Annotated in this window: 22 protein-coding genes and 2 pseudogenes; 6 read left to right on the forward strand and 18 right to left on the reverse strand. The window is 73.9% G+C overall.

Annotated elements, in window-relative coordinates; genetic code table 11:
• Nucleotides 1-97: 97 nt before the first annotated feature.
• Nucleotides 98-1315, reverse strand: a pseudogene (locus DEJ50_RS02435) (MFS transporter); the annotation flags it as partial.
• Between the two features lie 150 nt (nucleotides 1316-1465).
• On the opposite strand from DEJ50_RS02435, the gene DEJ50_RS02440 reads away from it, so the two are divergent.
• The gene (locus tag DEJ50_RS02440; RefSeq protein ID WP_150205755.1) at nucleotides 1466-1918 is read left to right on the forward strand and encodes a MarR family winged helix-turn-helix transcriptional regulator; all 453 of its coding nucleotides are present in this window, start codon (nucleotides 1466-1468) and stop codon (nucleotides 1916-1918) included.
• Nucleotides 1919-2443: 525 nt separating this feature from the next.
• On the opposite strand, the gene DEJ50_RS02445 is transcribed toward DEJ50_RS02440, so the two are convergent.
• From DEJ50_RS02445 to DEJ50_RS02455, 3 genes are all read right to left on the reverse strand, one after another.
• Nucleotides 2444-3082, reverse strand: coding sequence for an RNA polymerase sigma factor (locus DEJ50_RS02445; RefSeq protein ID WP_223837544.1), 639 nt, complete (start codon nucleotides 3080-3082; stop codon nucleotides 2444-2446).
• Nucleotides 3083-3179: 97 nt separating this feature from the next.
• Nucleotides 3180-3611 (reverse strand): LPXTG cell wall anchor domain-containing protein, encoded by a 432-nt coding sequence (locus DEJ50_RS02450; protein WP_150205757.1) that lies wholly within the window; start codon nucleotides 3609-3611, stop codon nucleotides 3180-3182.
• Nucleotides 3612-3658: 47 nt separating this feature from the next.
• On the reverse strand, nucleotides 3659-4756 hold the full coding sequence (locus DEJ50_RS02455; RefSeq protein WP_150205758.1) for a helix-turn-helix transcriptional regulator: 1098 nt from the start codon (nucleotides 4754-4756) through the stop codon (nucleotides 3659-3661).
• Nucleotides 4757-4878: 122 nt separating this feature from the next.
• On the opposite strand from DEJ50_RS02455, the gene DEJ50_RS02460 reads away from it, so the two are divergent.
• Nucleotides 4879-5307, forward strand: a complete 429-nt coding sequence (locus DEJ50_RS02460; protein ID WP_150205759.1) for a DUF3224 domain-containing protein — start codon at nucleotides 4879-4881, stop codon at nucleotides 5305-5307.
• Here the strand turns inward: DEJ50_RS02460 and DEJ50_RS02465 are convergent.
• Nucleotides 5288-5656 carry a YbjQ family protein gene (locus tag DEJ50_RS02465; protein ID WP_150205760.1) on the reverse strand — a complete coding sequence of 123 codons (369 nt, stop codon included), beginning with the start codon at nucleotides 5654-5656 and terminating at the stop codon, nucleotides 5288-5290. The genes DEJ50_RS02460 and DEJ50_RS02465 overlap by 20 nt on opposite strands.
• A gap of 106 nt (nucleotides 5657-5762) precedes the next feature.
• On the opposite strand from DEJ50_RS02465, the gene DEJ50_RS02470 reads away from it, so the two are divergent.
• Nucleotides 5763-6866, forward strand: a complete 1104-nt coding sequence (locus DEJ50_RS02470) for a PHP domain-containing protein (protein ID WP_150205761.1) — start codon at nucleotides 5763-5765, stop codon at nucleotides 6864-6866.
• Here DEJ50_RS02470 and DEJ50_RS34375 read toward each other — a convergent pair.
• The 12 genes and pseudogenes from DEJ50_RS34375 to DEJ50_RS02525 form a co-directional block, all read right to left on the reverse strand.
• The gene (locus tag DEJ50_RS34375) at nucleotides 6830-7384 is read right to left on the reverse strand and encodes a hypothetical protein (protein ID WP_223837545.1); all 555 of its coding nucleotides are present in this window, start codon (nucleotides 7382-7384) and stop codon (nucleotides 6830-6832) included. The genes DEJ50_RS02470 and DEJ50_RS34375 overlap by 37 nt on opposite strands.
• A gap of 6 nt (nucleotides 7385-7390) precedes the next feature.
• A complete protein-coding gene (locus DEJ50_RS02480) occupies nucleotides 7391-7927 on the reverse strand; it encodes a hypothetical protein (RefSeq protein ID WP_150205762.1) in 537 nt (178 codons plus the stop codon).
• A gap of 98 nt (nucleotides 7928-8025) precedes the next feature.
• On the reverse strand, nucleotides 8026-9726 hold the full coding sequence (locus DEJ50_RS35535) for an ABC transporter substrate-binding protein (RefSeq protein ID WP_411757667.1): 1701 nt from the start codon (nucleotides 9724-9726) through the stop codon (nucleotides 8026-8028).
• Between the two features lie 312 nt (nucleotides 9727-10038).
• Nucleotides 10039-10848, reverse strand: a pseudogene (locus DEJ50_RS35540) (serine/threonine-protein kinase); the annotation flags it as partial.
• 6 nt (nucleotides 10849-10854) lie between these two features.
• A complete protein-coding gene (locus tag DEJ50_RS02490; RefSeq protein ID WP_150205764.1) occupies nucleotides 10855-13017 on the reverse strand; it encodes a bifunctional serine/threonine-protein kinase/ABC transporter substrate-binding protein in 2163 nt (720 codons plus the stop codon).
• On the reverse strand, nucleotides 13017-13955 hold the full coding sequence (locus DEJ50_RS02495) for a hypothetical protein (RefSeq protein ID WP_150205765.1): 939 nt from the start codon (nucleotides 13953-13955) through the stop codon (nucleotides 13017-13019). The genes DEJ50_RS02490 and DEJ50_RS02495 overlap by 1 nt, the downstream gene beginning before the upstream one ends.
• Nucleotides 13956-14003: 48 nt before the next feature.
• Nucleotides 14004-14534: a DUF6328 family protein gene (locus tag DEJ50_RS02500; protein WP_150211839.1), complete on the reverse strand. Its 531-nt coding sequence runs from the start codon at nucleotides 14532-14534 to the stop codon at nucleotides 14004-14006.
• Between the two features lie 39 nt (nucleotides 14535-14573).
• On the reverse strand, nucleotides 14574-15017 hold the full coding sequence (locus DEJ50_RS02505) for a hypothetical protein (protein WP_190344221.1): 444 nt from the start codon (nucleotides 15015-15017) through the stop codon (nucleotides 14574-14576).
• Between the two features lie 7 nt (nucleotides 15018-15024).
• Complete coding sequence (locus tag DEJ50_RS02510) at nucleotides 15025-15558, reverse strand: type 1 glutamine amidotransferase domain-containing protein (RefSeq protein ID WP_150211840.1); 534 nt, start codon at nucleotides 15556-15558, stop codon at nucleotides 15025-15027.
• Between the two features lie 39 nt (nucleotides 15559-15597).
• On the reverse strand, nucleotides 15598-16413 hold the full coding sequence (locus DEJ50_RS02515; RefSeq protein ID WP_150205767.1) for a metallophosphoesterase: 816 nt from the start codon (nucleotides 16411-16413) through the stop codon (nucleotides 15598-15600).
• Nucleotides 16410-16679 (reverse strand): hypothetical protein, encoded by a 270-nt coding sequence (locus tag DEJ50_RS02520; RefSeq protein ID WP_150205768.1) that lies wholly within the window; start codon nucleotides 16677-16679, stop codon nucleotides 16410-16412. The genes DEJ50_RS02515 and DEJ50_RS02520 overlap by 4 nt, the downstream gene beginning before the upstream one ends.
• Nucleotides 16676-17353, reverse strand: coding sequence for a nucleotidyltransferase family protein (locus DEJ50_RS02525; protein WP_190344222.1), 678 nt, complete (start codon nucleotides 17351-17353; stop codon nucleotides 16676-16678). The genes DEJ50_RS02520 and DEJ50_RS02525 overlap by 4 nt, the downstream gene beginning before the upstream one ends.
• A gap of 158 nt (nucleotides 17354-17511) precedes the next feature.
• On the opposite strand from DEJ50_RS02525, the gene DEJ50_RS02530 reads away from it, so the two are divergent.
• From DEJ50_RS02530 to DEJ50_RS02540, 3 genes are all read left to right on the forward strand, one after another.
• Nucleotides 17512-18048 carry a cysteine hydrolase family protein gene (locus tag DEJ50_RS02530; RefSeq protein WP_150205769.1) on the forward strand — a complete coding sequence of 179 codons (537 nt, stop codon included), beginning with the start codon at nucleotides 17512-17514 and terminating at the stop codon, nucleotides 18046-18048.
• 36 nt (nucleotides 18049-18084) lie between these two features.
• A complete protein-coding gene (locus tag DEJ50_RS02535) occupies nucleotides 18085-18894 on the forward strand; it encodes an SDR family NAD(P)-dependent oxidoreductase (RefSeq protein ID WP_150205770.1) in 810 nt (269 codons plus the stop codon).
• Nucleotides 18895-19003: 109 nt separating this feature from the next.
• Nucleotides 19004-19816 carry a hypothetical protein gene (locus DEJ50_RS02540; protein ID WP_150205771.1) on the forward strand — a complete coding sequence of 271 codons (813 nt, stop codon included), beginning with the start codon at nucleotides 19004-19006 and terminating at the stop codon, nucleotides 19814-19816.
• A 26-nt stretch (nucleotides 19817-19842) separates the two neighbouring features.
• On the opposite strand, the gene DEJ50_RS02545 is transcribed toward DEJ50_RS02540, so the two are convergent.
• The gene (locus tag DEJ50_RS02545) at nucleotides 19843-21933 is read right to left on the reverse strand and encodes a SpoIIE family protein phosphatase (RefSeq protein ID WP_150205772.1); all 2091 of its coding nucleotides are present in this window, start codon (nucleotides 21931-21933) and stop codon (nucleotides 19843-19845) included.
• Nucleotides 21934-22012: the final 79 nt, after the last annotated feature.

The raw sequence follows: 22012 nt of genomic DNA on the forward strand, positions 1-22012 counted from the left end.
GGGAACGGCGCGACCCGGGCCCGCGGGTGGGCGGGCCCGGGTGCCCGGGGGCGGGTCGGTCAGTGGGGGCGGGGGCCGGGGCGGTAGCGGGAGCCGGGGCGGGGGCTGCGGGGGCTGCGGAGGGTACCGATGTGGCGGCGATGCGGCCCGGCCGGCGGCCCGGTCCGTGGCCCGTACGCCGTTCCAGGGCGCCGGAGAGCACGGCGAGGCCGAGTGCCGCGGCGGCGAGGGCGGCGCCGACCCAGTTCGGGGCGGTCCAGCCGAGGCCGGCCGAGATGACCAGCCCGCCGAGCCAGGCGGCGAGGGCGTTGCCGAGGTTGAAGGCACCGATGTTCATGGCGGAGGCGAGGGTGGGGGCACCGGCGGCCTGGTCGAGGACCCGCTTCTGGAGCGGCGGGACGGTCGCGAAGCCCACGGCGCCGATCAGGACCAGGGTCACGGCGGCGCCCGCCTTGGTGTGCGCGGTGAGTGTGAAGAGGGCCAGGAGCAGGGCGAGCGCGCCGAGCGAGGTGTACAGCATGGGCATCAGGGCGCGGTCGGCGAACCGGCCGCCGACGAGGTTGCCGGCCACCATGCCGAGGCCGAGGAGGACCAGCAGCCAGGTCACGGAGGTGTCGGCGAAGCCGGCGACCTCGGTCATCATCGGCGTGATGTAGGTGACGGCGGCGAAGACCCCGCCGAAGCCGAGCACGGTCATCCCCATGGCGAGCAGCACCTGGACGTTCCGGAAGGCGGCGAGTTCGTGGCGGACCCGGACGCCTTCGGGACGGGGCAGTTCGGGCACCAGGCGGGCGATGCCGAGCAGGCCGAGCACGCCGAGCGCGGCGACGATCACGAAGGTGACGCGCCAGCCGAAGTGCTGGCCGACGAGGGTGCCGAGGGGGACGCCGACCACGTTGGCCACGGTGAGGCCGGTGAACATCAGGGCGATGGCGCCGGCCCGCTTGGCGGGGGCGACGAGTTCGGCGGCGACCACCGCGCCGATGCCGAAGAAGGCTCCGTGGGCGAGGGAGGCCACCACCCGGCCGGCCAGCATCACGCCGAAGGCGGGGGCGAGCGCGGAGAGCAGGTTGCCGGCGATGAAGAGGCCCATCAGCAGCATCAGCATGCGTTTGCGGGGGATCCGGGTGCCGAGGACGGTCATCAGCGGGGCACCGAGGACGACGCCGAGGGCGTATCCGGTGACCAGGAATCCGGCGGTGGGGATGGTCACGCCGTAGTCGGCGGCGACCTCGGGGAGGAGGCCCATGATGACGAATTCGGTGGTGCCGATACCGAAGGCGCCGATGGCGAGGGCGAGGAGGGCGAGGGGCATGGGAGTGTCCTTGGCGGTGCCGTGGGAGGGGACTTTGCTCGCATCCACATTAATTGCACACGCGGGATATTTGCAAACGCGGGCTATCGCGGAAGTGTCCTATCCTGGAGCCATCGCGATACATGCAGAGAAGACGAAGGAGCCCGGCCCATGACGGCGACGGACAGCGCCCTGACCGCCCTCTCCCAGGGCTGGTGCGCCCTCTCGCTCCTGCACGGCCGGATCGAGGCGCACATCGAGCGGGCGCTCCAGGCCGGGCACGGCCTCAGCGTGCGCGAGTACTCGCTGCTGGACGTCCTCAGCAGGCAGCACGACGGGCCCGGCGGCCACCTGCAGATGAAGCAGGTGGCCGACGCGGTGGTGCTCAGCCAGAGTGCGACCACCCGGCTGGTGACCCGGCTGGAGGAGCGCGGCCTGCTGTCCCGCTACCTGTGCCCCACGGACCGGCGGGGCATCTACACCAACGTGAGCGAGGCCGGGCTGGCGCTGCTGGCCGCCGCCCGGCCCACGAACAACGCGGCGCTGCGCGAGGCCCTCGACGCCGCCGCCCAGAACGCCGAGCTCGCGCCGCTGGTCACCGCCGTGGAACAGCTCAAGGCCTAGTGCCAGCGCTCGGCGGGGCCGAAGGGGGACGGCTCAGGGACTGGCTCGGTATGGCCGAGGGCCCGGGGCCGGGCGGTTGCGGCCTGGAGGCACCGGGCGTCGGCCGCATGGACGGGGTCGAGCCGGGAGCGGCCGATCCCGGACGCGGCGTACCGGGAGGGCTCGAACCGGCAGGGCTCGAATTCGAGGGGGTGGGCCGGGCGGAGCCCGATGCCCCGGGGCTCGGCACCGGGCCGGTGGTCGTGGACCTCGGGCTGATCTCCGGCGGGGCCGCGGGGGGCGCCGGACGCGGCGTCGGGCCCTGGTCCGGGCCGGCCAGGAACACGTACCCGGCCACGGCGGCAGCCGCCGCCGCAGGCACCGCCAGCGGCAGCGCGAAGCGCCGCCACCGCAGGGCCGGGAGCCGACGCAGGTGCGGGCCCGGCGGGTCGGCGGGGCGCAGGTCCCGGACGGTGACCGAATCCGCGCGGGCCGCGAACGCCCGGCGCAGCCGCCGCTCGATGTCGGTGGCGTCTTCCGTCTCCGTCATACCCGTCCCTCCAGGATCCGTTCCAGCGCGTCCAGCGCCCGGCTGGCGTTCGATTTGACCGCACCCCGGCTGATTCCGAGGGTGTCGGCGATCTCCGCCTCGCTGAGCTCGGCCCAGTAGCGGAGGACCAGCACCTGGCGGCGGCGCGGGGTGAGCCGGCCGAGTGCGGCGAGCACCTCGCGGTGTGCCTCGTCCAGCACCACGCGTTCCTCCGCAGAGGGCGCCTCGCCCGCGGCGGGCGGGATCCAGGCGCGGGCGGTACGGCGGCGGCGCAGCACCGAACGGGAGGTGTTGACCACGGCGGTGCGCAGATAGCCGAGCGCGTTGTCCACCTCGGTGATGTGCTCGCCATGGCGCCGGTAGAGGGCGGTGAAGGCGTCCTGCACCACGTCCTCGGCGGTGGCGAGGTCGTCGACGAGCAGGACCGCCAGCCGGACCATGCCGAGCCGGTGTGCGTGGTAGAGCTCGCTGACGGTGGGCGGGTGGGACGATCCCCCGACGGCGGTGACGTATGGGCCTGCGTCCCGGTCCCGGTCCCGGTCTGCGTACGGGATCCCGGGCGCGGGGGGACGCTGCGGCGCGAGCCGCTCGCGCCGCAACAGCCCGCCCAACAGCCCGCCCAGCAGCGTGCGCATGCCAAAGGCCCCGCCCCGCCACGCCCGGCGGAAACCGGGCGTGGCGGGACGGAGCGGCAGTGCGGGGTGCAGCACAAGGCTCCTCGGGTGGTGCACGTCAGCGGTGGGCGCGGCGCCGCACGGCGTAGAGCGCGCCGGCGCCGACGGCCACCAGGCCGGCCGCGCCCGCACCGAGCATGGCGTTGGTGGCGTCGGCCCCAGTATGCGCGAGCTCGGCCGCGCCGTCGGCGGGGGCCGCGCCCGGGGAACTGACGGCCGGAGCCGGGGCCGCGGTCCCGCCCGGCGGCGTGCTGACGGACGGGGCGGGCGCGCTCGGCCGCGCGGTCGGCGGGACACTGCGGACCGGCGTCGGCGGCAGGCTCGGGACGGCGCTCGGCGCGGCACTCGGGGTGGCGCTCGGCGGGGTGCTCGGCACGGCGCTCGGCGCGGCCGAGGGCCTGGCGGAGGGCCCGTCCGCGAAGGCCGGTCCGGCCGTGGCGGCCAGCGCTCCGACGGCGGCGAGGACCAGGCCGGCCCGCTTCAGGTTCATCAAGGTGCTCTCCCGGTTTCGGGTCGAGGGCGCCGGACTGCGCCCCTTCACCCCCGCACGACGCGCGACTCCCCGGGAGGTTGCCGCGTTCCCGAAGAAATTTTTTCGGCCCTGTCATCGGCCCTGTCATCGGCGGTGTCATCGGCGGTGTCATCGGCGGTGTCATCGGCCGAGTCGGAGGGGGGTCCGTAGCGGGCGGCGAGGAGGGCGATCGCCTCGCGCATCGCCTCCCGCAGCGCGGGCGGGGCCAGCACCTCCGCCTCCGGGCCCAGGCGCAGCAGGTCGGACACCGCGACCGGGTCCGCTTCGACGGGCAGGTCCACCTCGGCCCAGCCGTCCGGGTCCGCCGGGCCGGCTCCGGCCAGCGCGCGCACCCCCGCTGCCCCGAACTGCATCGGCAGCAGCTTCCGGGCCTGCGGCGACAGCCGCACCCGTGCGGTCTGCCGGTACCGGGCGGCCTCCAGCCGGTCGGCGGACTCCTGCCAGTACCCGGCCAGGTCGAAACCCTGGGGGCGGTCGAAGGAATCCGGGCCCACCGTCACGGACAGGAAGCGGGAGACCCGGTAGCTGCGCACCGAACCGTCCGACCGCGCGACCAGGTACCAGATGCCGCCCTTCAGCACGAGGCCGAGCGGCTCCAGCACCCGGTGCACCTGGCCCCGCCACCGCCGGTAGTCCGCGTGCAGCACCCGCTGGTCCCAGACGGCCTGGGCGATCCGGGCCAGCTCCGGAACCGGGTCGGCGTCCCGGAACCAGGCCGGGGCGTCCAGGTGGAACCGCTCCTGGATGTGCCGGACCCGCCCGGCCAGGCCGGCCGGCAGGGCCGCCTCCAGCTTGAGCCGCGCCGTGGCGAGGTCGGCGCCGAGGCCGAGCTCCTGCGCGGGGCCGGGTGCCCCCGCGAAGGAGAGCGAGTCGGCTTCGGCGCCGGTCAGCCCGGTCAGCCGGGTCCGGTAGCCGTCCAGCAGCCGGTAGCCGCCCGCCGGTCCGCGGTCGGCCACGACGGGGACGCCCGCGGCGCCGAGGGCCTCGACGTCCCGGTAGACGGTGCGGACCGACACCTCCAGTTCCGCCGCCAGCTCGGGAGCGGTCATCCGGCCGCGGTTCTGGAGCAGCAGGAGGAGGGAGATCAGCCGGTCGGCGCGCATGGGCCATTGTCCTCCGCGGACCATGCTGGACGGCATACCTGACAAGAGGAGTCAGGTATGCCGTCCAGCATGGTCCGCGGAGCGGCGGAGATCGTCTCCGCGCCCTTCGAGAGGACCCCACCATGGACACGAACACCCGCACCCACGGCCGGTTCGGCTTCGCCGACTGGACGGAGGAGCCCGTCGGTGAGGAGGGCGTGCTGCCGCGCCTCGCCCGGGCCACCGTGGTGAACACCTTCTCCGGCCGCATCGAGGCGGCCGGCACCCGCTGCAGCTACACCATTGCGTACGTCGGGGAGTCCGCCGGAACCTTCGCCGGGATGGAGGTGCTGACCGGTACCGTCGACGGCCGCAAGGGCTCCTTCGTCCTGGCGGAGCGCGGCGGCTTCGACGCCGAGGGGACCCGCTGCACCTTCGAGGTGGTGCCGGGCTCCGGCACCGGCGAGCTGGCCGGCCTGCGCGGCAGCGGCGGCTTCACCTACCGGCACGGCGAGGTCTCGGTCGCGTACACCTTCGACTGTGAACTCGGCGTCAGCTCTCGGGAGCGATGACCACGGCGGTGCCGTAGGCGCACACCTCGGTGCCCACGTCGGCGGCCTCGGTCACGTCGAAGCGCATCATCAGCACGGCGTTCGCGCCCCGGGCGCGGGCCTGCTCGATCAGTCGTTGCATCGCCTGGTTGCGGGTCTCCACCAGGGTCTTGGTGAGTCCCCTGAGCTCCCCGCCGATCATCGACTTCAGGCCCGCACCGATCTGGCTGCCCAGGTGGCGGGAGCGGACGGTCAGACCGAACACCTCGCCGATGACCTGCTGGACCCGGTAGCCGGGTACGTCGTTGGTGGTGACGACCAGCACCCCGGCCTGGGTGCCCGGGCCGCCGCCGTAGTCCTCGATTCCCATGCCAACCACCTTGCGGTCACCGCCCGCCGCCCGCATCCGGGACGGGCCGCCCTGCTGCACCGCCCACCCGCCGGTGCGATCCTGAGAATCACCGGGAGGTGAGCCCATGGATCCGGTGGCGGCGCTGCGGCGGATCGCGTTCCTGCTGGAGCGCGCCCAGGCTCCCACCTACCGGGTGCAGGCCTTCCGTACGGCCGCCGCCCGGGTCGGGGAGATGGCCGAGGGAGAAGCCGCCGAGCGGGCCGCGGCCGGGACGCTGGAGGCGGTCAAGGGCATCGGGCCGAAGACGGCCGGGGTGATCGCGGAGGCCCTGGCCGGGCGGATTCCCGAGTACCTCCAGCTCCTGGAGGACGAGGCCGACCGGCCGCTGACCACCGAGGGCCGGGGCGAGACGCTGCGGGCGGCGCTGCGCGGCGACTGCCATCTGCATTCGGACTGGTCGGACGGTGGCAGCACCATCGAGGACATGGCCGTGGCCGCGGCCGGGCTGGGACATGCCTGGGCGGCCCTGACCGACCATTCACCGCGGCTGACGGTGGCCCGGGGGCTGTCCCCGGAGCGGCTGCGGGAGCAGTTGGAGGTGGTGGCGGCGCTCAACGGGACCGGGACCCTCAACGGGACTTTGGCGCCGTTCCGGCTGCTGACCGGCATCGAGTGCGACATCCTCGACGACGGTTCCCTGGACCAGGAGCCTGAGCTGCTGGACCGGCTGGACGTGGTCGTGGTGTCGGTGCATTCGAAGCTGCGGATGGACCGGCGGGCGATGACCAGGCGCATGGTGGCGGCGGTCCGCGACCCGCATGCCGACATCCTCGGGCACTGCACGGGCCGGCTGCTCACCGGCCGGGGCCGGCCGGAATCGGAGTTCGACGCGGAGGAGGTGTTCGCGGCCTGTGCGGAGGCCGGCACGGCAGTGGAGATCAACAGCCGCCCGGAGCGCCTGGACCCGCCGCGGCGGCTGCTGCGGCAGGCCGTGGCGGCGGGTGTGCTGTTCGCCGTCGACACCGATGCGCATGCGCCGGGGCAGCTCGGCTGGCAGGTGTACGGGTGTGCACGCGCCGAGGAGTGCGGGGTGCCGGCGGAGCGGGTGGTCAACACCTGGCCGCTGGAGGAGTTCCTGGCCTGGACGGGCGGCGGGGGCGCTGGGGGCGGCGGGGGCGGCGCGCAGGGCGGTCAGGTGCGCAGCAGCCGGTCGAAGAAGGAGCGGTAACGCTGCAGGGCCAGCCGGAGATCCTCGGTGGCGACCTCTTCACCCTGCTGCCACTGGCCCTCCAGTCCCTTCTTGTGGTCGGCGAAGGTTCCGGCCAGGGTCTGCATGACCTCGGCCACGAGTCCGTCGGCGTCGCGAACGGCGCCCCGGGGGTCGTCGACGAACCGGCCCTGGATCTCGGTCCAGCTGGTGCGGTACTCCTCGGCCTCCTTCTCGGGGAGCAGCGGTCCGGGTTCGGCAGTGTCCTCGGCGCTGCCTTCGTCCTCGTTGGCGGCGGCCTCGGTCGCATCGGTCGCATCGGCCTCCCGGCGCATGTCCTCGCGGCCGGCCTCGGCTTCGATGTCGGCGTCGTCGGCGTAGGTGTCGTCCGGTGCCGCCTCGTCCGCGGTCATCTCATCCGGTGTGGCTTCGCCCGGGTACATGGGCGTCGGTGTGCTCCCGGCTCCGCCGGCCTGTGCCAGTTGCTCGGTGGTCGGGCGCTCTTCCGCGCTCCTCGTCGTCTCCGGTGTATCGGTCATCTCGGGTCACCTCGTCGTTCCGACCAGCTCGTCGAAGAGCGCGCGGTAGTGGACCATCGCCCCGCGCAGTTCCTCCGTGGTCGCCTTTCCGTCGCTGCTGCGCACATTGACCTCGTGCGCGGCCCGGTAGTGCTCCAGGGTCCGTCCGTGGTCCACGGACAGTTCGCGCAGCTGCTGCTCGTATCCCTCGGTCGGGTAGCCGCGGTCCCGCATCAACCGGGTGACCAGCTCGTCGGCCTGCGCGACCGCGTTTTCGGGGCGGTCGACGAAGTGCTGCTGGACGTCGGTCCATGCCGCGGCGTAACGGTGCCGTTCCTCGGCGGGGAGTTCCCTGATGTGGAGGTCGTCGTGCCGGACCTCGCGGGCCCGCAGTTCGGCGTCGGCAGCGCGCTTGCTGCCCTCGTGTTCCACGGTCCGGTCGTACTCCGGGCCGAACCGTTCCTGGAGGCGGCGCCGGCGCTGGAACATCCACGCGGCGAATCCGGCGAGGATCAACACCACGGCGACCGGGATCAGGATGGCAAGAAGTGTGCTGGTGGACATCGCATCCTCCACGGGCGGCCGTCTCACTCATCGTTCCGTTGTTCGATGGCTGATTACGCGCCTGCCCTGCCCGGAGCCGGTCAAACCGGCCCATCCGGTCAGGGGTCGGTGCGGACGTCCGTGTAGAGGCCGAGGTAGCGGTAGCCGCCGGAGGCCACGCGGTAGAGGTGGGCGGTGCGTTGCCAGGTCAGGGCGTGGGTGTTCACGTCGAACTCCAGGGGTTTGGCCAGGCCCTGGTAGGTCGTACGGAAGATCCGGCGGGCCAGGCCGGCCCGGTCGCGGGCTTCGCCCTCCAGGCCGGCCAGGGCCGCGGCCTGGAAGCCGACGGCGTCGTAGGCCTCGGTGGCCCAGCGGGCGGGCGGTTCTCCGTACGCAGCCCGGTACGCGGAGACGAACGCTGCGGCTGCCGGCACCGCGAGCGGGTCGGTGAAGAAGGAGCCGATCACCCAGCCCTCGGCGGCCGGTCCGGCCGCGGCGGGGAACCCGGGCTCCATGATGGGCTGGATGCCGACGCGGGGGCCGGTGAATCCGGCGTCGGCCAGGGCGCGGGCGAGCTCGGCGGCGCGCTGCGGGGACGTGCCAGCGAAGACCACGGCCTCGGCGCGCTGTGCCATCAGCTCGCGCACAGCGGGCCCGAAGGCCGCGCCGCGCGGGACCCGGTGGACCGTCACCTCGCCACCGGAGGGCGGGGATTGGCTCAGGCTGCGGACCAGCTGCCAGGCGGTGTCGCCGTCCTCCTCCTGCTCCACCACGGCCGTTCGGCGGGCGGGCCGGACCGCACTGAGGTAGTGGATCACGGGCAGTGAGAGCTGGCTGTCGTCCGGGCGGGTGACGCACAGGGTGCGCAGGTCCGACTTGCTCTGGTCGGTGGTGTCCACCGACACCGGCAGCAGGACGAGACCCGCGGCCTTGCAGGCGCTGGCGAGCACGGGTACGGCCGCCGCCCAGGTGGGGCCGACGAGGCCGGTCACGGCGGGATCGGCGGTCAGCTCCTTGACCGCCTGCCCGGCGCGGGTGGCGTCACCGCGGTCGTCGACGACCCGCAGGGCGAGCCGGAAGGGGGCGTCGGGGCGGGCGTTGTGGTGGGCGACGGCGAGCTGCATGCCGCGTTCGTGGGCCTGGCCGGTGGTTTTGCCGGGGCCGGTGAGGTCGGCCTGGAGGGCCAGGGTGAGGGTGGGACGGTCGGGGGGCGGCGAGGTTGCCGTGCCGGTGCCAGTGCCGGCGCCTTTGCCGTTGCCTTTGGCGGGTCCGCGGGTGCCGAGCCATGCGGCCGGTGCGCCCACGGCCAGCACGGCGCCGCCGGCGGCGAGGAACCGGCGGCGGGTGAGGGGCCGGGGGGCGGCGGTGGCAGTGCCCGTGGCGGCGGCCGGCGGGTCGATGCGGGTGGGTTCCGGGGCGGGCAGGTCCAGGGCTCGGGTGGACCGCTCGGCGATGAGCCGCCGCAGCGGCGCGGGCAGCCAATCGGAGCCGGTGTCCCCGGCTCCGGCTCCGGAGTCGCCGTCTGCCGACCCGGCATCCGCCGCGTGCTCGGCAGCGGGCCCGGGGGCGGGCCCGTCCTCCGGGGCGGCTGCACCACTGCGGTCCACGTGCCGGTACCGGGTGACCGTCGCCGCGTCCGCGCGGTCGCGCCGGGCGGCCCCCTCGGCGGGCCCGGCGGGCGCCGGAGCATGATCCGCTTCGGCGGCCGGAGCGTCTCCGGCCGTACGGGTCCGGTTCCGGTCCGGACGGCCGTCCGCGGCCGTGTCCGCGCGCTCCCCGGGCGCGGCCGGCCCTCCCCCGGCGGAGCCCGACCGCGTCACGGTCTCAGCATCCGCGCGGTCGCGCCGGGCGGCCCCCTCGGCGGGCCCGGCGGGCGCCGGAGCGGCAGCCGGGGACGCGGAGGCGGGCGGCTCCGCCGCCGGGCCGGCTGCGTCGGCGCGGTTCCCGCGGTCTGCGGCCGGGTACCGGGTGACGGTCGCCGCGTCCGCGTGCCCCGGGGGGCCGGCGGGCCCCCCGGCCGGGTCGGAGCCGCCGCGCGGCTGCTGCGCGTCCGCCCCGGCACCGCCGGGGCGGGTCGTGGTCTCCGGGTCCGTCGCCGCCGTACCGGGTCCCGAACCGGTACGGCCCGGCGTCGGGTCCGTGGATGTCAGGAGGGTGGTCAGGGTGGCGGGGGTCGGGCGGGCGGACGGGGTCTTGGACAGGCAGGCCGTGACGGCCGGGCGCAGTGCCTCCGGGAGGTCGTCCAGGCCGGGTTCGTCGTGCACGGTACGGAAGACCACCGCCGCCGGATGGCCACCGCCGAACGGGCCGCGCCCGGTCGCCGCGTACGCCAGGACACAGCCCAGGGAGAACACATCGCCCGCCGGGGAGGGTTCGGGGCCGCCCGCCCGGGCCTGTTCCGGGGCCAGGTACCCCGGGGTCCCGATCACCGCGTCCACGGCCGTCAGCGTCGGCGCCCCCGCCTCCCGGGCGATTCCGAAGTCGATCAGCCGGGGCCCGTCCAGCGCGAGCAGGATATTGCCCGGTTTGACGTCCCGGTGGACCAGTCCGGCCGCGTGCACCTCGGCAAGCGCCTCGGCGAGCCGGGCCCCGAGCGTACGCACGGTGTCCGCGGGCAGCGGCCCGTACGCGCCGACCGCCTCGGACAGCGAGGGCCCGGGGACGAACGGAGTTGCCAGCCAGGGTTCGGGGGCGTCCGGGTCGGCAGCGACCACCGGCACCACCCAGCGGCCGGACAGTCGTCCGGCGGCCTCCGCCTCACGGCGGAACCTGGCCCGGAAGGCCGGGTCGGCGGCATGGTCGGCCCGGATGACCTTGACCGCGAGCAGGGTGCCCGCCGGGGACCTGCCGAGGTAGACGGTGCCCATGCCGCCGGAGCCGAGCCGGCCCAGCAGCCGGTGTCCGCCGACCGTGGACGGATCGGCGGGGGTGAGCGCGCGCACCGGGCGCTATCCGGTGGCCCGGCCGGTGTAGCGGAGGCGTCCGCCCTCCACCCGGTGCCCGTAGAACAGGTTGCCCTTGACCTGTTGCATCTTGTCGAAGGCGAACTCCCGGGTCAGGCCGCGGTAGGTGCCCTGGGTGAGGGCGGTCAGCAGTGCGGCGCGGGCCGGCCGGGCGCCGCCCTGTGCGCCGGTCACCAGCCGGTCGATGACGAGCCGGGCCGCGTCGTAGGCCTCGGCCGTCCACACCTCGGGGGCCGATCCGTACGCCGCCTGGTGCGCGCGGGCCACCTCGGCCACCTCGGGGGCGTCCGGGCCGGTGTACGGCGCGAAGACCTGCCAGCCTTCGGCGGCGGCTCCGGCCGCTTCGAGGTACTCCCGGCCGATGATGGTGTAGTCGGCGGCCCGCGGGCCCTTGAAGCCGGCGGCGGCGAGCAGGGCGGCGGTCTTGGCCCCGCCGGCGGGTGAGCCGGTGTAGAAGAAGCCGTCGATGCGCTGCGCGAGCATGTCGTTGATCACCGGGGCCAGGTCGGCGGTGCCGCGCGGGACGACCCGCCCGTATACGGTGGCCCCGGGCGCGAAGTTGCCGAGGGTGCGGCCCATCAGCTGGGCCGTCTGCCAGCTGTCCGTGTCTCCGTTGCGGTCGCAGAGGATGCCGATCCGGCGGACGCCCTGCTTCCCGGCCAGTTGGATGTTCACGGCGAGCGACTGGGTCGCGGCGAGCGGGCAGCTCTGGATGAGGCTGCGCCGGTCGGTGACGCTGTAGGCGGTGGCCAGGGCCGACACGCTGATCAGGGGTACGCCGGCCTCGCCGTACAGTTCGAGGCAGGGGATCACCGACTCGTTGCCGGTCGGTCCGATCACCGCGAACAGGTCGCGGTTGCCGATGAGTCCGGTGGCGGCGGCAGCGGAGCGGTCGGCCCGACCGGCGTCGTCCGCGGTGGCGACGCTGAGCGTGAAGGGCTTGTCCTTACGGGAGTTGAACTCGGCGACGGCCAGCTGTACTCCGCGTTCCTGGGCGCGTCCCATGGTCTGCCGGGGTCCGGAGAGGTCCGCCTGTACGCCGATCACCCAGGCCCGGGGGGCCGGGCCCGCGGCGGCTTTTGCGGGCTTGTCGTCCTCGCGCAGGGTCAGCCAGGCGGCCAGGCCGCCGCCCGCGGCGAGCACGGCCCCGCCGGCGACCAGGCCGAGCAGGCGGCGCCGGGTGGGGCCGGCCGGGGCGGTCTCTGCGGATTCCGGCGCGGGCGCGGCGGCCGGGTCGGCGACGGTCTCGTCGATGCCGGGCAGGGCGAGCAGGGCGGCGGCCCGGTCGGCGATGGTGGCGACGACCGGGTCGGGCAGCCAGTCGGTGCCCTCGCCGGGGGTGTCCTCGGTCAGCGCCTCGTCGAGCTCGCGGGTGCCGGGGCGGATGTCGGGGTGTTTGGCGAGGCAGGTGCGCAGCAGCGCGGTGAGTTCGGGATCGGCGAGGAGTTCCGGGCCGAACTCGGGCTCGTCGTGGACGGTGCGGTAGAGCACGGCGTCCACGGCGCCGGTGCCGAAGGGCAGCCGGCCGGTGGCCGCGTACACGAGGAGGCAGCCGAGGGAGAACACGTCTCCGGCCGGTTCGGCGGGGCTGCCCCCGGCCTGTTCGGGCGGCAGGAAGCCGGGGGTGCCGATGACGGCGTCAGTGGACGTCAGGGCGGTGTGATCACCGCCGCGGGCGATCCCGAAGTCGATGAGCCGGGGCCGGTCCATGCCGAGGAGCACATTGCCGGGTTTGACGTCCCGGTGGACGAGGCCCTGTGCGTGCATCACCGCGAGGGCCCGGGCCAGGGCCTTGCCGAGGATCCGTACGGCGCGCAGCGGGAGCGGCCCGTGGGCGGCGACGGCCTCGGCGAGGGAGGGGCCGGGGACGAAGGCGGTGGCCAGCCAGGGTTCCGCGGCGTCCGGGTCGGCGCCGGTGATGCGGACCGCCCAGGGGCTGTCCACCTGGGCGGCGATCTCGGCTTCGCGGCGGAAGCGGGCCCGGAAGTCGGTCTCGTCGGCGTACTCGGCGCGGATCACCTTGACGGCGGCGAGGGCCCCGTCGTCGGTGCGTCCGAGGTAGACGACGCCCATGCCGCCTGCGCCGAGCCGGCCGAGGAGGCGGTAGCCGGCGATCCGGGACGGGTCCGAGGGCTGGAGGGGTTCCATCAGCCGGCCGCCTTTCCGAGCTGCTGCTTGGCTTGCAGCATCAGATCGCTGGTGCCCTGGACCACGTACTGCTGGAGTTCCTCGGGGGTGTAGCCGGGGGCGCCCTTGATGGCGACGGCGACGGTGACCGGTCCGAACTGGCCCTGGGACCAGGTGTAGTGCTGGGGCTCTCCGGTCTTGCCCGGCCCGGCTCCGGCTCCGGTCGTGCTGACGTACTCGCCGGATTCGGAGAAGGCGTCCTCGGTCCAGGCGTTCATCTGCTCGCCGAGGTAGAGGCCCCCGCCCCACAGGTTCCGGAGTTCCTCGCCTTCGCGGAGGCGCTGGGTGGGGCAGCGCAGCACCTCCTCCATGGCGCGGGCGGTCTCCCAGCCGGATTCCTCGCGGGTGTGGTGGATGGTGACGGTGGTGTTGATGCGGACCCGGCCGCGGCTGCCCTTGGCGGGGATGTGGAAGTACTGGGTGCGGGTGGCGAGGACGTCGGCGGGCAGGCCGGCGGTCTGCCAGACGCAGTTCCCGTCGAGGACCGGCCAGCGGTTCGGGTCGCTCTCGAAGGGGGTGCTGCGGGCGACCTCCGGGCCGAGGGCACCGGGGGCGATGGCGATCTTGCCGAGCAGCGCACGGGCCTCGGCGGCGTTCTTCGGCTGTTTCGCCTCGTCGACCTCGGGCACCAGGGGGAAGCCCGAGGGGCTGGGGCTCGGCCCGCCGGGGCTCGGCGGGGCGCTGCCCGGCTGCGCGGAGCCGCCGGGGCTGCCGGCGGCGGCCGGGCTGCCGGACGTACCGGCCGCGCTCGGGCTGCCGGACGCGCCGGACGCGCCGGATGCGGCCGGTTCGCCCCCGTCCGAGCAGGCGGTGAGCAGCAACAGGGCCGCCAGTGCGCTGCCGCAGCCGCGCAGGGCTGCACCGCGCGTGCGTGATCCGTGTCTTCCAATTCCCCCCACCCGGCAGATCGTACCCACCAACTGCTGTTCGACGTAGGGAACTTTGCCTCACCGGCTCGGTTCGTCGTCCGTCATGCTCTCGGAGCGGTTGCGGGCCCAGAGGGGGATCGCGAACCACCACAGGGCGAACCAGCCGGCCATCACCAGCATCAGCCAGAAGGCCAGGTCGTTGTGCAGCACCACCCGGAGGATGAGCAGGAAGGCGGAGGCCATCGTGCAGTACAGGAGGACCAGGCCGACGACCGTGAGCCGGGAGGCCCAGGCCACCGTCTCGGGCTTGCGCCGGCGGCCGGACACCAGCCGGTGGAAGGAGACCGGACCGACGAGGGCGCCCACGGTGGCCGCCCCGAGAACGACCGTGGCCACGTAGATGGCCCGGTCGACATCACCGAGCTCGGCAAACCGGGGCTGGAACACGACGGCCAGCAGGAAGCCGAAGAGGATCTGGACGCCGGTCTGGGCCACCCGCAGTTCCTGGAGAAGTTCGTTCCAGCGGCGGTCGGCCCGTTCCAGCGGGGATTCGTCCCGTTCCGGCGGGGACTCGCCCCGCTCCCTGTCGCCTTCTCTCACCTCGGGCATCTCGTTCCCTTCCTCGGGCATCTCGCTCCTTCGCTTGTCTCAGGCCGCCCGGGCGCCGCGGCGGCCGTGGACCAGCCGTGGCTGGTGGACGATCCGGAAGCTGTGGCTCTCCCTCGAGAGTTCCCGGCCGTCACCGTCCGTGAAGATCCCGGTCACGTCGTACACACCACAGGCCGCCCGCCCCACCGGGAGCCGCTCGGCCGGCAGGTGCACCTCGTACGGGCCGCCGGGCCGGAAGCTGCCCACCGGGATCTGGTTCGAGGACACCAGGTAGCCCTCGCGCCACCGGTTGAGGGTGAAGCTGAGGCCGTCCACCTCCCGGTGCACACGGAAGGAGAGCGCCACCGTCACGACGGCGCCCTCCGGAAGCTCGAAGGGCCCGGCATCCCTGCCGTCCAGGGGGACGGTGAGGCGTCCGAGCTCGTCCGACACCAGGGCCACGTCCACCAGCTCGAAGACCGCGTTGACCGCGTTGTTCGGCACGGCCGGCTCACCTCCGGAATTCCTGGACCAGGGCGGAGCAGAACGCCGGCAGGTCGTCCGGTTTGCGACTGGTGACCAGGGTGCCGGGCGCGGCATGGCAGACCTGGACCTTCTCGTCCACCCAGATGCCGCCGGCATTGCGGATGTCGGTCATCAGGCTGGGCCAGGAGGTCAGGGTCCGCCCCCGCACCACATCGGCCTCGACCAGGGTCCACGGGGCATGGCAGATGGCCGCGACCGGCCGGGCCAGGCCGAAGAAGTGCCGGACGAACGCCACCGCCTGCTCGTCCAGCCGGAGCGAGTCGGGATTGGCCACGCCGCCCGGCAAAACCAGGGCGCCGAAGTCCTCGGCGGTGCTGCTTCCGACCACGTCGTCGACGGGAAAGGTGTCGCCCCTGTCCAGGTGGCGGAAGGCCTGGATCTCCCCCGGCCTGGTGGAGACCAGCCGGGGCTCCCAGCCTTCGGCACGTACCGCCCGCCAGGGTTTCTCCAGCTCCACCTGTTCGACGCCCATGGGCGCCATCAGAAAGGCCACCCTCATCAGGCTCACGTCCTCTCACCGCTTTCCCCTGGTGCGCGGCTACCCGTCTGGGGCAGCGGCATGCCGGAGAGACGGGGCCGGGGCCGGAGCAGGAGCCGGAGCAGGGGCAGGATCCGGGGTCGGAGCGGGGGTCGCGGTGTGCAGGTCGTACACGGCGAAAGCCCGGCCGATCACCGGCATGGCCACATTGCGGACCCGTATCCCGCCGGCCGTCATGCCGTGCTCGGTGCCCAGGTGGGCGTGGCCGTGGACGGCGAAGTCGGCGCCCGCCCCGTCCATGGCCTCGGCGAGCAGGTAGCTGCCGAGGAAAGGGTGGATCTCCAGGGGTTCCCCGGCGAGGGTGTCCGGGACGGGCGAGTAGTGCGTGAGGGCGATCCGGAGCGCGCAGCCGTCCTCGGCCAGGCCGAGGAGGGCCCGGCGGAGCCCGTCGGCGGAGTCGCGGGTGGTGCGGATGAAGGCCTTCATCTCGGGTTCGCCGAAGTCGCCGGCGCAGCGGCCGGCGAAGCCGCCGCAGAAGCCCTTGGTCCCGGCGATGCCGACGGAGGTGCCGTCGATGTCGAGGCGGACGCCCGTGCCCTCCAGGACGGTGACCCCGGCATCGGTGAGGACATGGGCGACCCGGTCCTGCCGGTCGCTCTGGTAGTCGTGGTTGCCGAGTACGGCGATCACGGGCACCGGCAGTCCGGCCACCTCGCCCGCGACCACCCGGGCCTCCTCCTCGGTGCCGTGCCGGGTGAGGTCCCCGGCCAGCAGCAGCAGGTCGGCGTGCCCGTCGAGGGTGTCGAAGGCGGGCCGGAGCAGGCCCTCGCTGCCGGGCGCGAGGTGGATGTCACCGACCGCGGCGATGCGGGTCATGACACGTCCTCCGGCTCGCGGTCGGGTGGTCGGACCCCGCCGACCTGGAGGTCGTGCCGCCAGGGCAGGCCGGCCAGCTCCTCGGCGGCGATCCGCAGGATCGCGTCACGGCAGCCGGCCGTGGTGACGGTGCCGACGAGGACGGCGACCCCGCCGCGCAGCTCGGTCCGTACGCCGAGCTCGAAGACCTCCTCGTGGGCCAGGCGGTCCCGGAGGTGCTCCAGGCGGTAGACGACGGGGCCGGCGGGGTGGGCGGACCCGCTCATGGGCTCATCTCCCTCGGTGCGGCAGGCTCCCTCGGCTCTCTCGGTCCGATGACGTCGAGGCGTTCGAGCAGGTAGAGAAAGGCGTCGGCGAGCGGGGAGTCGCGGTGGGCCCGGTCGAGGCGGGGCCAGTCGATGCGCTCGCGCAGCACCCGGGCCATCGGCAGCAGGTCGCCGAAGTCGCAGTAGTGCTCGGCGAGGGCGGCGAGCCGGCTGTCCATGAGATCGGTGGGCGCCAGGACCGGCATGTACACGGAGTCCACGGAGCGCACCTCGGCCCGGTCGAGCAGTGCGGTGTCCACCGGCCGCCGGGCGAGTTCGAAGATCAGGTCGATGTCCTCGCCATCGTCCCGGCCCTTGACCAGCCAGTCCTCCGGGGCCTCCCGGAGTTCGATGCCGCCCTCCTTGAGGGCGGCGGCGACCGGTTCGGCGTCCTCGCGCCGGATGCAGAAGTCGGTGTCGTGCTGGAAGCGCGCGGGGACCCCGTGGGCGAAGGCGGCGACGCTCCCGGCGAGCGCAAAGGGCTTGCCGGACGCCTTGAGCAGGGTCGCCACCCGTTTGGTCGTTTCCAGGATGGCCTGGGTGTGATCGGGGGGCAGCTCGCCGGTCCGCGCCGCTGCGGACCCCACAGCCGCCGCAGACGCCGCAGACGCCGGGGACTCTGGAGGGTGTTTCACGGCGTGCCTCCTCGGTCGTGTCGGGCCTCGTGCCTCGTGCCTCGTGCCGCCGATCCGTATTGCCTACCCACCCGGGCCGCCCGGTAGTACCCCCGGTCCCCCATTTGCCCGGCGGTGCCGGACCGTGTCCTGTGGTCACGCTCTGCCACCGTGGAGGAATGTCCAGGTCCGCGCTGATCGTCATCGACATGCTCAACACCTATGAGCACGAGGACGCCGAGCTGCTGGTGCCGTCGGTGGCCGGGATGCTGCCCACCCTGGTCGGCCTGCTGGAGCGGGCCCGGGCCGCGGGCGTTCCGGTGATCTACGCGAACGACAACTTCGGCCAGTGGCGTTCGCACCACGGCGAGATCCTCGGCACCGCACTGGCGGGACGGCGGCCCGACCTGGTGGAGCCGGTCCGGCCGGACGAGGACTCCCTGTTCGTGGTGAAGGCCCGGCACTCCGTGTTCTACGAAACCCCACTGGCGTACCTGCTCGGGACGCTGGGGGTGGACCGGCTGGTGCTGACCGGCCAGGTCACCGAGCAGTGCGTGCTCTACTCGGCTCTCGACGCCCACATTCGCCACCTGGCGGTGGACGTCCCCCGGGACGCGGTCGCCGCGATCCACCCGGATCTGGCGGAGGCGGCCCTGCACATGATGGAGCGGAACATGGGCGCGCGGGTGCTCGACGCCGCCGATCTGGGCTGGTGACGGCTAATCCTGCGGGCGGCGGGTAGTCGCCCGGGCATGGACAGCACACAGACCCGACGCCCGCTGGCCGTGGTGACCGGCGGATCCAGCGGTATCGGTTTCGAACTGGCCCGCGAGTTCGCCGAGCACGGCTACGACCTGGTGATCGCCGCGGAGGACCCCGGACTGCACGACGCGGCGGCGAGGCTGCGGGCCCACGGCGGCGCCGTGCGCGCCGTACGGTGCGATCTGGCGACCTTCGACGGTGTCGAGACCCTGTACGGGGACCTGCACGCGCGGGGCCGTCCGGTGGACGTGGCGGTGCTGAACGCGGGGGTCGGGCAGGGCGGCGGGTTCCTCGAGACGGAGTTCGCCGACCAGGCCCGGGTGATCGACCTGAACATCTCCTCCACCGTGCACCTGGCCCGGCGGCTGCTGCCGGAGATGACGGAGCGGGGGCAGGGCCGCATGATGATCACCTCGTCCGCGTCGGCCGGCCGGCCCGGCCCCTTCCATGCGGTCCAGTGCGCTTCCGAGGCCTTCCTGCGGTCCTTCTCGCTGGCCCTGAACAGCGAGCTCAAGGACAAGGGGGTGACGGTCACCGCGCTGCTGCCGGGAACCACCGACTCCCGGTTCTTCGTACGGGCGGGCCTGCTCAACACCCGGCTGGGCCGGTCCCGGAAGGATTCTCCGGCCCTGGTGGCCCGCCAGGGCTTTGCGGCGCTGATGGCCGAGCGGCCCCGCAGAGTGGCGGGCAGTAAGCGCACCCGGCTCGAGGACCTGCTGGGCCGGCTGCTGCCGGAGCGTGCCCGGACCGCACTGGACCACCGGTGGGCCGAACCCGGCGGGGGCGTGCACCGCCTGTGACGGCGGCAGCGACGCGGGGCCGGTCGGGGAGGCAATGAGCCGGGGTACGGGGCCCGCCGCTCCGATGAAACATACGAGATCGGAACAAGTTTGTGAAAATATCACCCGAATGAATACGAGCTCCCGCACCCTCTCGCCGCGCCGCCGCGGCACCGGCCTGGCCATCGCCGCCACGGTGTGCGCCGTGACCCTGCTGACCGGCTGCGACGGCGACTCCGGCGGCACGTCGGCTCCCGTATCCCCGACCGGTTCCGCCTCGGCTGCACCGGCTGCACCGGCGCCCGCCACCACGTCCGCCGGACCCGCCGTGCCCGCGGACAAGGCGTTCGACCCGGATAAGGCCCTCGCAGCAGCGAGCAAGAAGCCCTACGCGGCGAACCTCACGATCACCACCGAGGCGGACGACCTGTCCGGGGCGTTGACCACGAGTGGCCGGGTCAACCTCAACGGCCCCTTCACGGGACGCATGGAGATGAAGTCCGCCGAACCGGGCCCGACGATGGAGACGGTCACGACGGCCGACGCCACCTACGTCCGCAAGCGCGGTGCGGCGGGCGCCGAGTGGACGAAGCGCCCCCGCACCACGGGCGGCAACCTGGCCAGCTACGAGGGATACGCCAAGCTGCTGCTCGGCACCGGCCCCTCCGCGCGCAAGGGCATGGAGAACCAGGGAGGCGTCGCCACCTACCACCTCTCGGGGTACCTCACCCTGGAGCAGATCGCCTCCGTCGACCCTCGCACGTACACCTCCATGAAGGCCAAGGGCGTCAGTGGCTTCGCCTGCGACCAGTGGATCGACAGCCAGGGCCGCACCATCCGCTTCGAACAGCGTTTCGTGATGCACGGCGTACAGGCCGCCAACAAGGCCACCTTCGGCGCTTTCGGGCCCGCTGAGGAGTTCACCGCGCCGACCGGCGGTTGAGCCGCAGGGTTCCCCGCGGGCCGGGGTCAAGGACCCCGGCTACGGCCGGGCTCCCGTGCCCGGCGGACCCGGGCGAGGACGAGGACCGTGTCGTCGGTCGCCGTTTCGGGCAGCCGGTGCTCGAGAATGCGGTCCGCCACCTCCTCCAACGGGTCCGAGCAGTCGCGCAGTTCCTCGCGCAGGGCGTCCAGGCCCGCGTCGATGTCCTGCCCTCGGGTCTCGACCAGGCCGTCGGTGTAGAGGGCCAGCACGGCGCCCTCGGGCAGGTCGGTGCCGGCCGACCGGAAGGGCACGCCGCCCACCCCGAGCGGAACGCCGAGCACCTCGCCGAGGGTCTCGACCGTGCCGTCCGGGAGGCGCACCAGGGGCGGGGGGTGCCCGGCGTTGGCGATGCGGGCGTGCCCGGTGTGCGGGTCGTAGCGGAGGCAGAGGCAGGTGGCCAGTTCGATGCCGAACTCGCGCGCGCACACATCGAGTTCGGCGAGCAGTTCCTCGGGCTCCGGATTCCTGCGGGCGAGCGCCTTGGCCGTGATGCGGAGGCGGCCCATGGACGCGGCGGCCGGCACCCCGTGCCCCATGACGTCGCCGACCACCAGGGCCACCCGGTCCCCGGGCAGTTCGATCACGTCGTACCAGTCCCCGCCGACCTCCGTGAGCCGGCTGCCGGGGCGGTAGCGGTGGGCGAGGGTGACGTACGGGCTGCTGGCCAAGGCGTTGGGCAGCAGGGCGCGTTGCAGGGTGAGGGCGATGTCCTGGACCCGGCCGTAGAGGCGGGCGTTGTCCAGGCAGAGCGCGGCGCGGGAGGCGAGCTCCCCGGCGAGCCGTAGGTCCTCGTCGGTGAAGGGCGTCCGGGCGGCGGACCGTCCGAACATGGTGATCCCTTGGACCGTGCCGCGGGCGATGAGCGGGGCGATGACGATGGTGGTCAGTCCGCTGTCGAGGAGCAGCCGGGCGCGTTCCTGGTGGGCGACGGTGCGTACGGTGAACTCCTCGTCGACCGGGAGGAGGAGGGGCCGGCCGGCGCTGAGCGTCCGGTGGATGCCGGAGCCGGGCGGGTAGGTCACCCACTCCAGTCCGCTGACGAGTTCGACGGCGGGCGGCGGCAGGGTCGTACCGGATGCGATCCGGTGGGTGTGCAGCGGCAGCTCCGGGTCGAACGGCTCCGTGTCGTGCATCCATTCGACCAGTTCGACCACGGCGCCGTCGCAGAAGTCGGGGACCGCGGCATCGACGAGTTCCCGGGCGGTGACGTTCAGGTCCAGGGTGGTGCCGATGCGGGTGGCGGCCCGGTCCAGCAGGGCCAGCCGCTGCCGGGCCGCCGTGGCGTCCAGCAGGGCCTGTTCCCGGTCGGTGACGTCCACCAGCAGCCCGCCCACGCCGCGCCGGGTGTCGCCCGCCCCGCTGAGCGGGAACAGGCTGACCGACCGCACCTGGTCGCGGTCGGGCCGGCCGGGGGTGCGCAGTCCCACCAGGGCGCTGACCACGGACCGGCCCTCCTCGGCGACGGACCGCAGCATCCGCTGGTAGGCGCCGTCGTCGGAGGTGATCATGATGTCGGTCATCCGGCGGCCGAGGTGGTCCTGGAGGGGCACTCCGTCCATGTCCGCGAGCACCTCGTTGAGGTGGACGTACCTCAGGTCCTCGTCGAGCATCACCAGGCCGATCGGGCAGGTCTCGAAGAGTGCGTCGAGGAAGGCCAGATTGGTCTTCACCCGGTCGAGTTCCGTGCCCGCGCTGGCCAGGCCCATGACGACGGAGTCCCCGGTGGCCCCGGTCACCGGGAAGACCCGGAAGCCGCAGTCGAAGACCGTGCCGTCCCGGTGCCGGGCGGGCAGCCGGACCCGCCAGTAGCCCAGGGTCCGGCCGCGCTCGGCCAGGTGGGCGGCACTGTCCGGCTCGCCCGCGGGCGGGTCCGGGAAGAGGCGGGCCGCGGGCCGGGCGAGCACCTCCCCCGCCTCGTGGCCGAACAGGCTCCGGGCGCCGGGCCCCCAGTAGCAGACCCGGTCCTGCCCGTCGATGCCGAAGACGGCGACGGCCACGCGCTCGAGCAGGGATCCCGGTTCGGACCGAATCGGACCAGGATCCTCCGCGCCCCCCGGCCGATCGGCTGGCGCCACCCCTTCATCATGCCTCCCGGTTACCCGCGGGGAAACACGGCAGGGTCGAACTCACGGCAGGGTCGAACTCCGGACAAGG

Origin of the sequence: Streptomyces venezuelae (assembly GCF_008642295.1) — a bacterium.
In the GTDB taxonomy this organism is placed as follows: domain Bacteria; phylum Actinomycetota; class Actinomycetes; order Streptomycetales; family Streptomycetaceae; genus Streptomyces; species Streptomyces venezuelae_C.

Bases quoted from the DNA above. Each gene is read 5' to 3' on its own strand.
- DEJ50_RS02440 (WP_150205755.1), top strand. From the start codon at position 1,466: ATGACGGCGACGGACAGCGCCCTGACCGCCCTCTCCCAGGGCTGGTGC.
- DEJ50_RS02445 (WP_223837544.1), bottom strand. From the start codon at position 3,082: ATGCGCACGCTGCTGGGCGGGCTGTTGGGCGGGCTGTTGCGGCGCGAG.
- DEJ50_RS02450 (WP_150205757.1), bottom strand. From the start codon at position 3,611: ATGAACCTGAAGCGGGCCGGCCTGGTCCTCGCCGCCGTCGGAGCGCTG.
- DEJ50_RS02455 (WP_150205758.1), bottom strand. From the start codon at position 4,756: ATGCGCGCCGACCGGCTGATCTCCCTCCTCCTGCTGCTCCAGAACCGC.
- DEJ50_RS02460 (WP_150205759.1), top strand. From the start codon at position 4,879: ATGGACACGAACACCCGCACCCACGGCCGGTTCGGCTTCGCCGACTGG.
- DEJ50_RS02465 (WP_150205760.1), bottom strand. From the start codon at position 5,656: ATGGGAATCGAGGACTACGGCGGCGGCCCGGGCACCCAGGCCGGGGTG.
- DEJ50_RS02470 (WP_150205761.1), top strand. From the start codon at position 5,763: ATGGATCCGGTGGCGGCGCTGCGGCGGATCGCGTTCCTGCTGGAGCGC.
- DEJ50_RS34375 (WP_223837545.1), bottom strand. From the start codon at position 7,384: ATGACCGATACACCGGAGACGACGAGGAGCGCGGAAGAGCGCCCGACC.
- DEJ50_RS02480 (WP_150205762.1), bottom strand. From the start codon at position 7,927: ATGTCCACCAGCACACTTCTTGCCATCCTGATCCCGGTCGCCGTGGTG.
- DEJ50_RS02490 (WP_150205764.1), bottom strand. From the start codon at position 13,017: ATGGAACCCCTCCAGCCCTCGGACCCGTCCCGGATCGCCGGCTACCGC.
- DEJ50_RS02500 (WP_150211839.1), bottom strand. From the start codon at position 14,534: ATGCCCGAGGTGAGAGAAGGCGACAGGGAGCGGGGCGAGTCCCCGCCG.
- DEJ50_RS02510 (WP_150211840.1), bottom strand. From the start codon at position 15,558: ATGAGGGTGGCCTTTCTGATGGCGCCCATGGGCGTCGAACAGGTGGAG.
- DEJ50_RS02515 (WP_150205767.1), bottom strand. From the start codon at position 16,413: ATGACCCGCATCGCCGCGGTCGGTGACATCCACCTCGCGCCCGGCAGC.
- DEJ50_RS02520 (WP_150205768.1), bottom strand. From the start codon at position 16,679: ATGAGCGGGTCCGCCCACCCCGCCGGCCCCGTCGTCTACCGCCTGGAG.
- DEJ50_RS02530 (WP_150205769.1), top strand. From the start codon at position 17,512: ATGTCCAGGTCCGCGCTGATCGTCATCGACATGCTCAACACCTATGAG.
- DEJ50_RS02535 (WP_150205770.1), top strand. From the start codon at position 18,085: ATGGACAGCACACAGACCCGACGCCCGCTGGCCGTGGTGACCGGCGGA.
- DEJ50_RS02540 (WP_150205771.1), top strand. From the start codon at position 19,004: ATGAATACGAGCTCCCGCACCCTCTCGCCGCGCCGCCGCGGCACCGGC.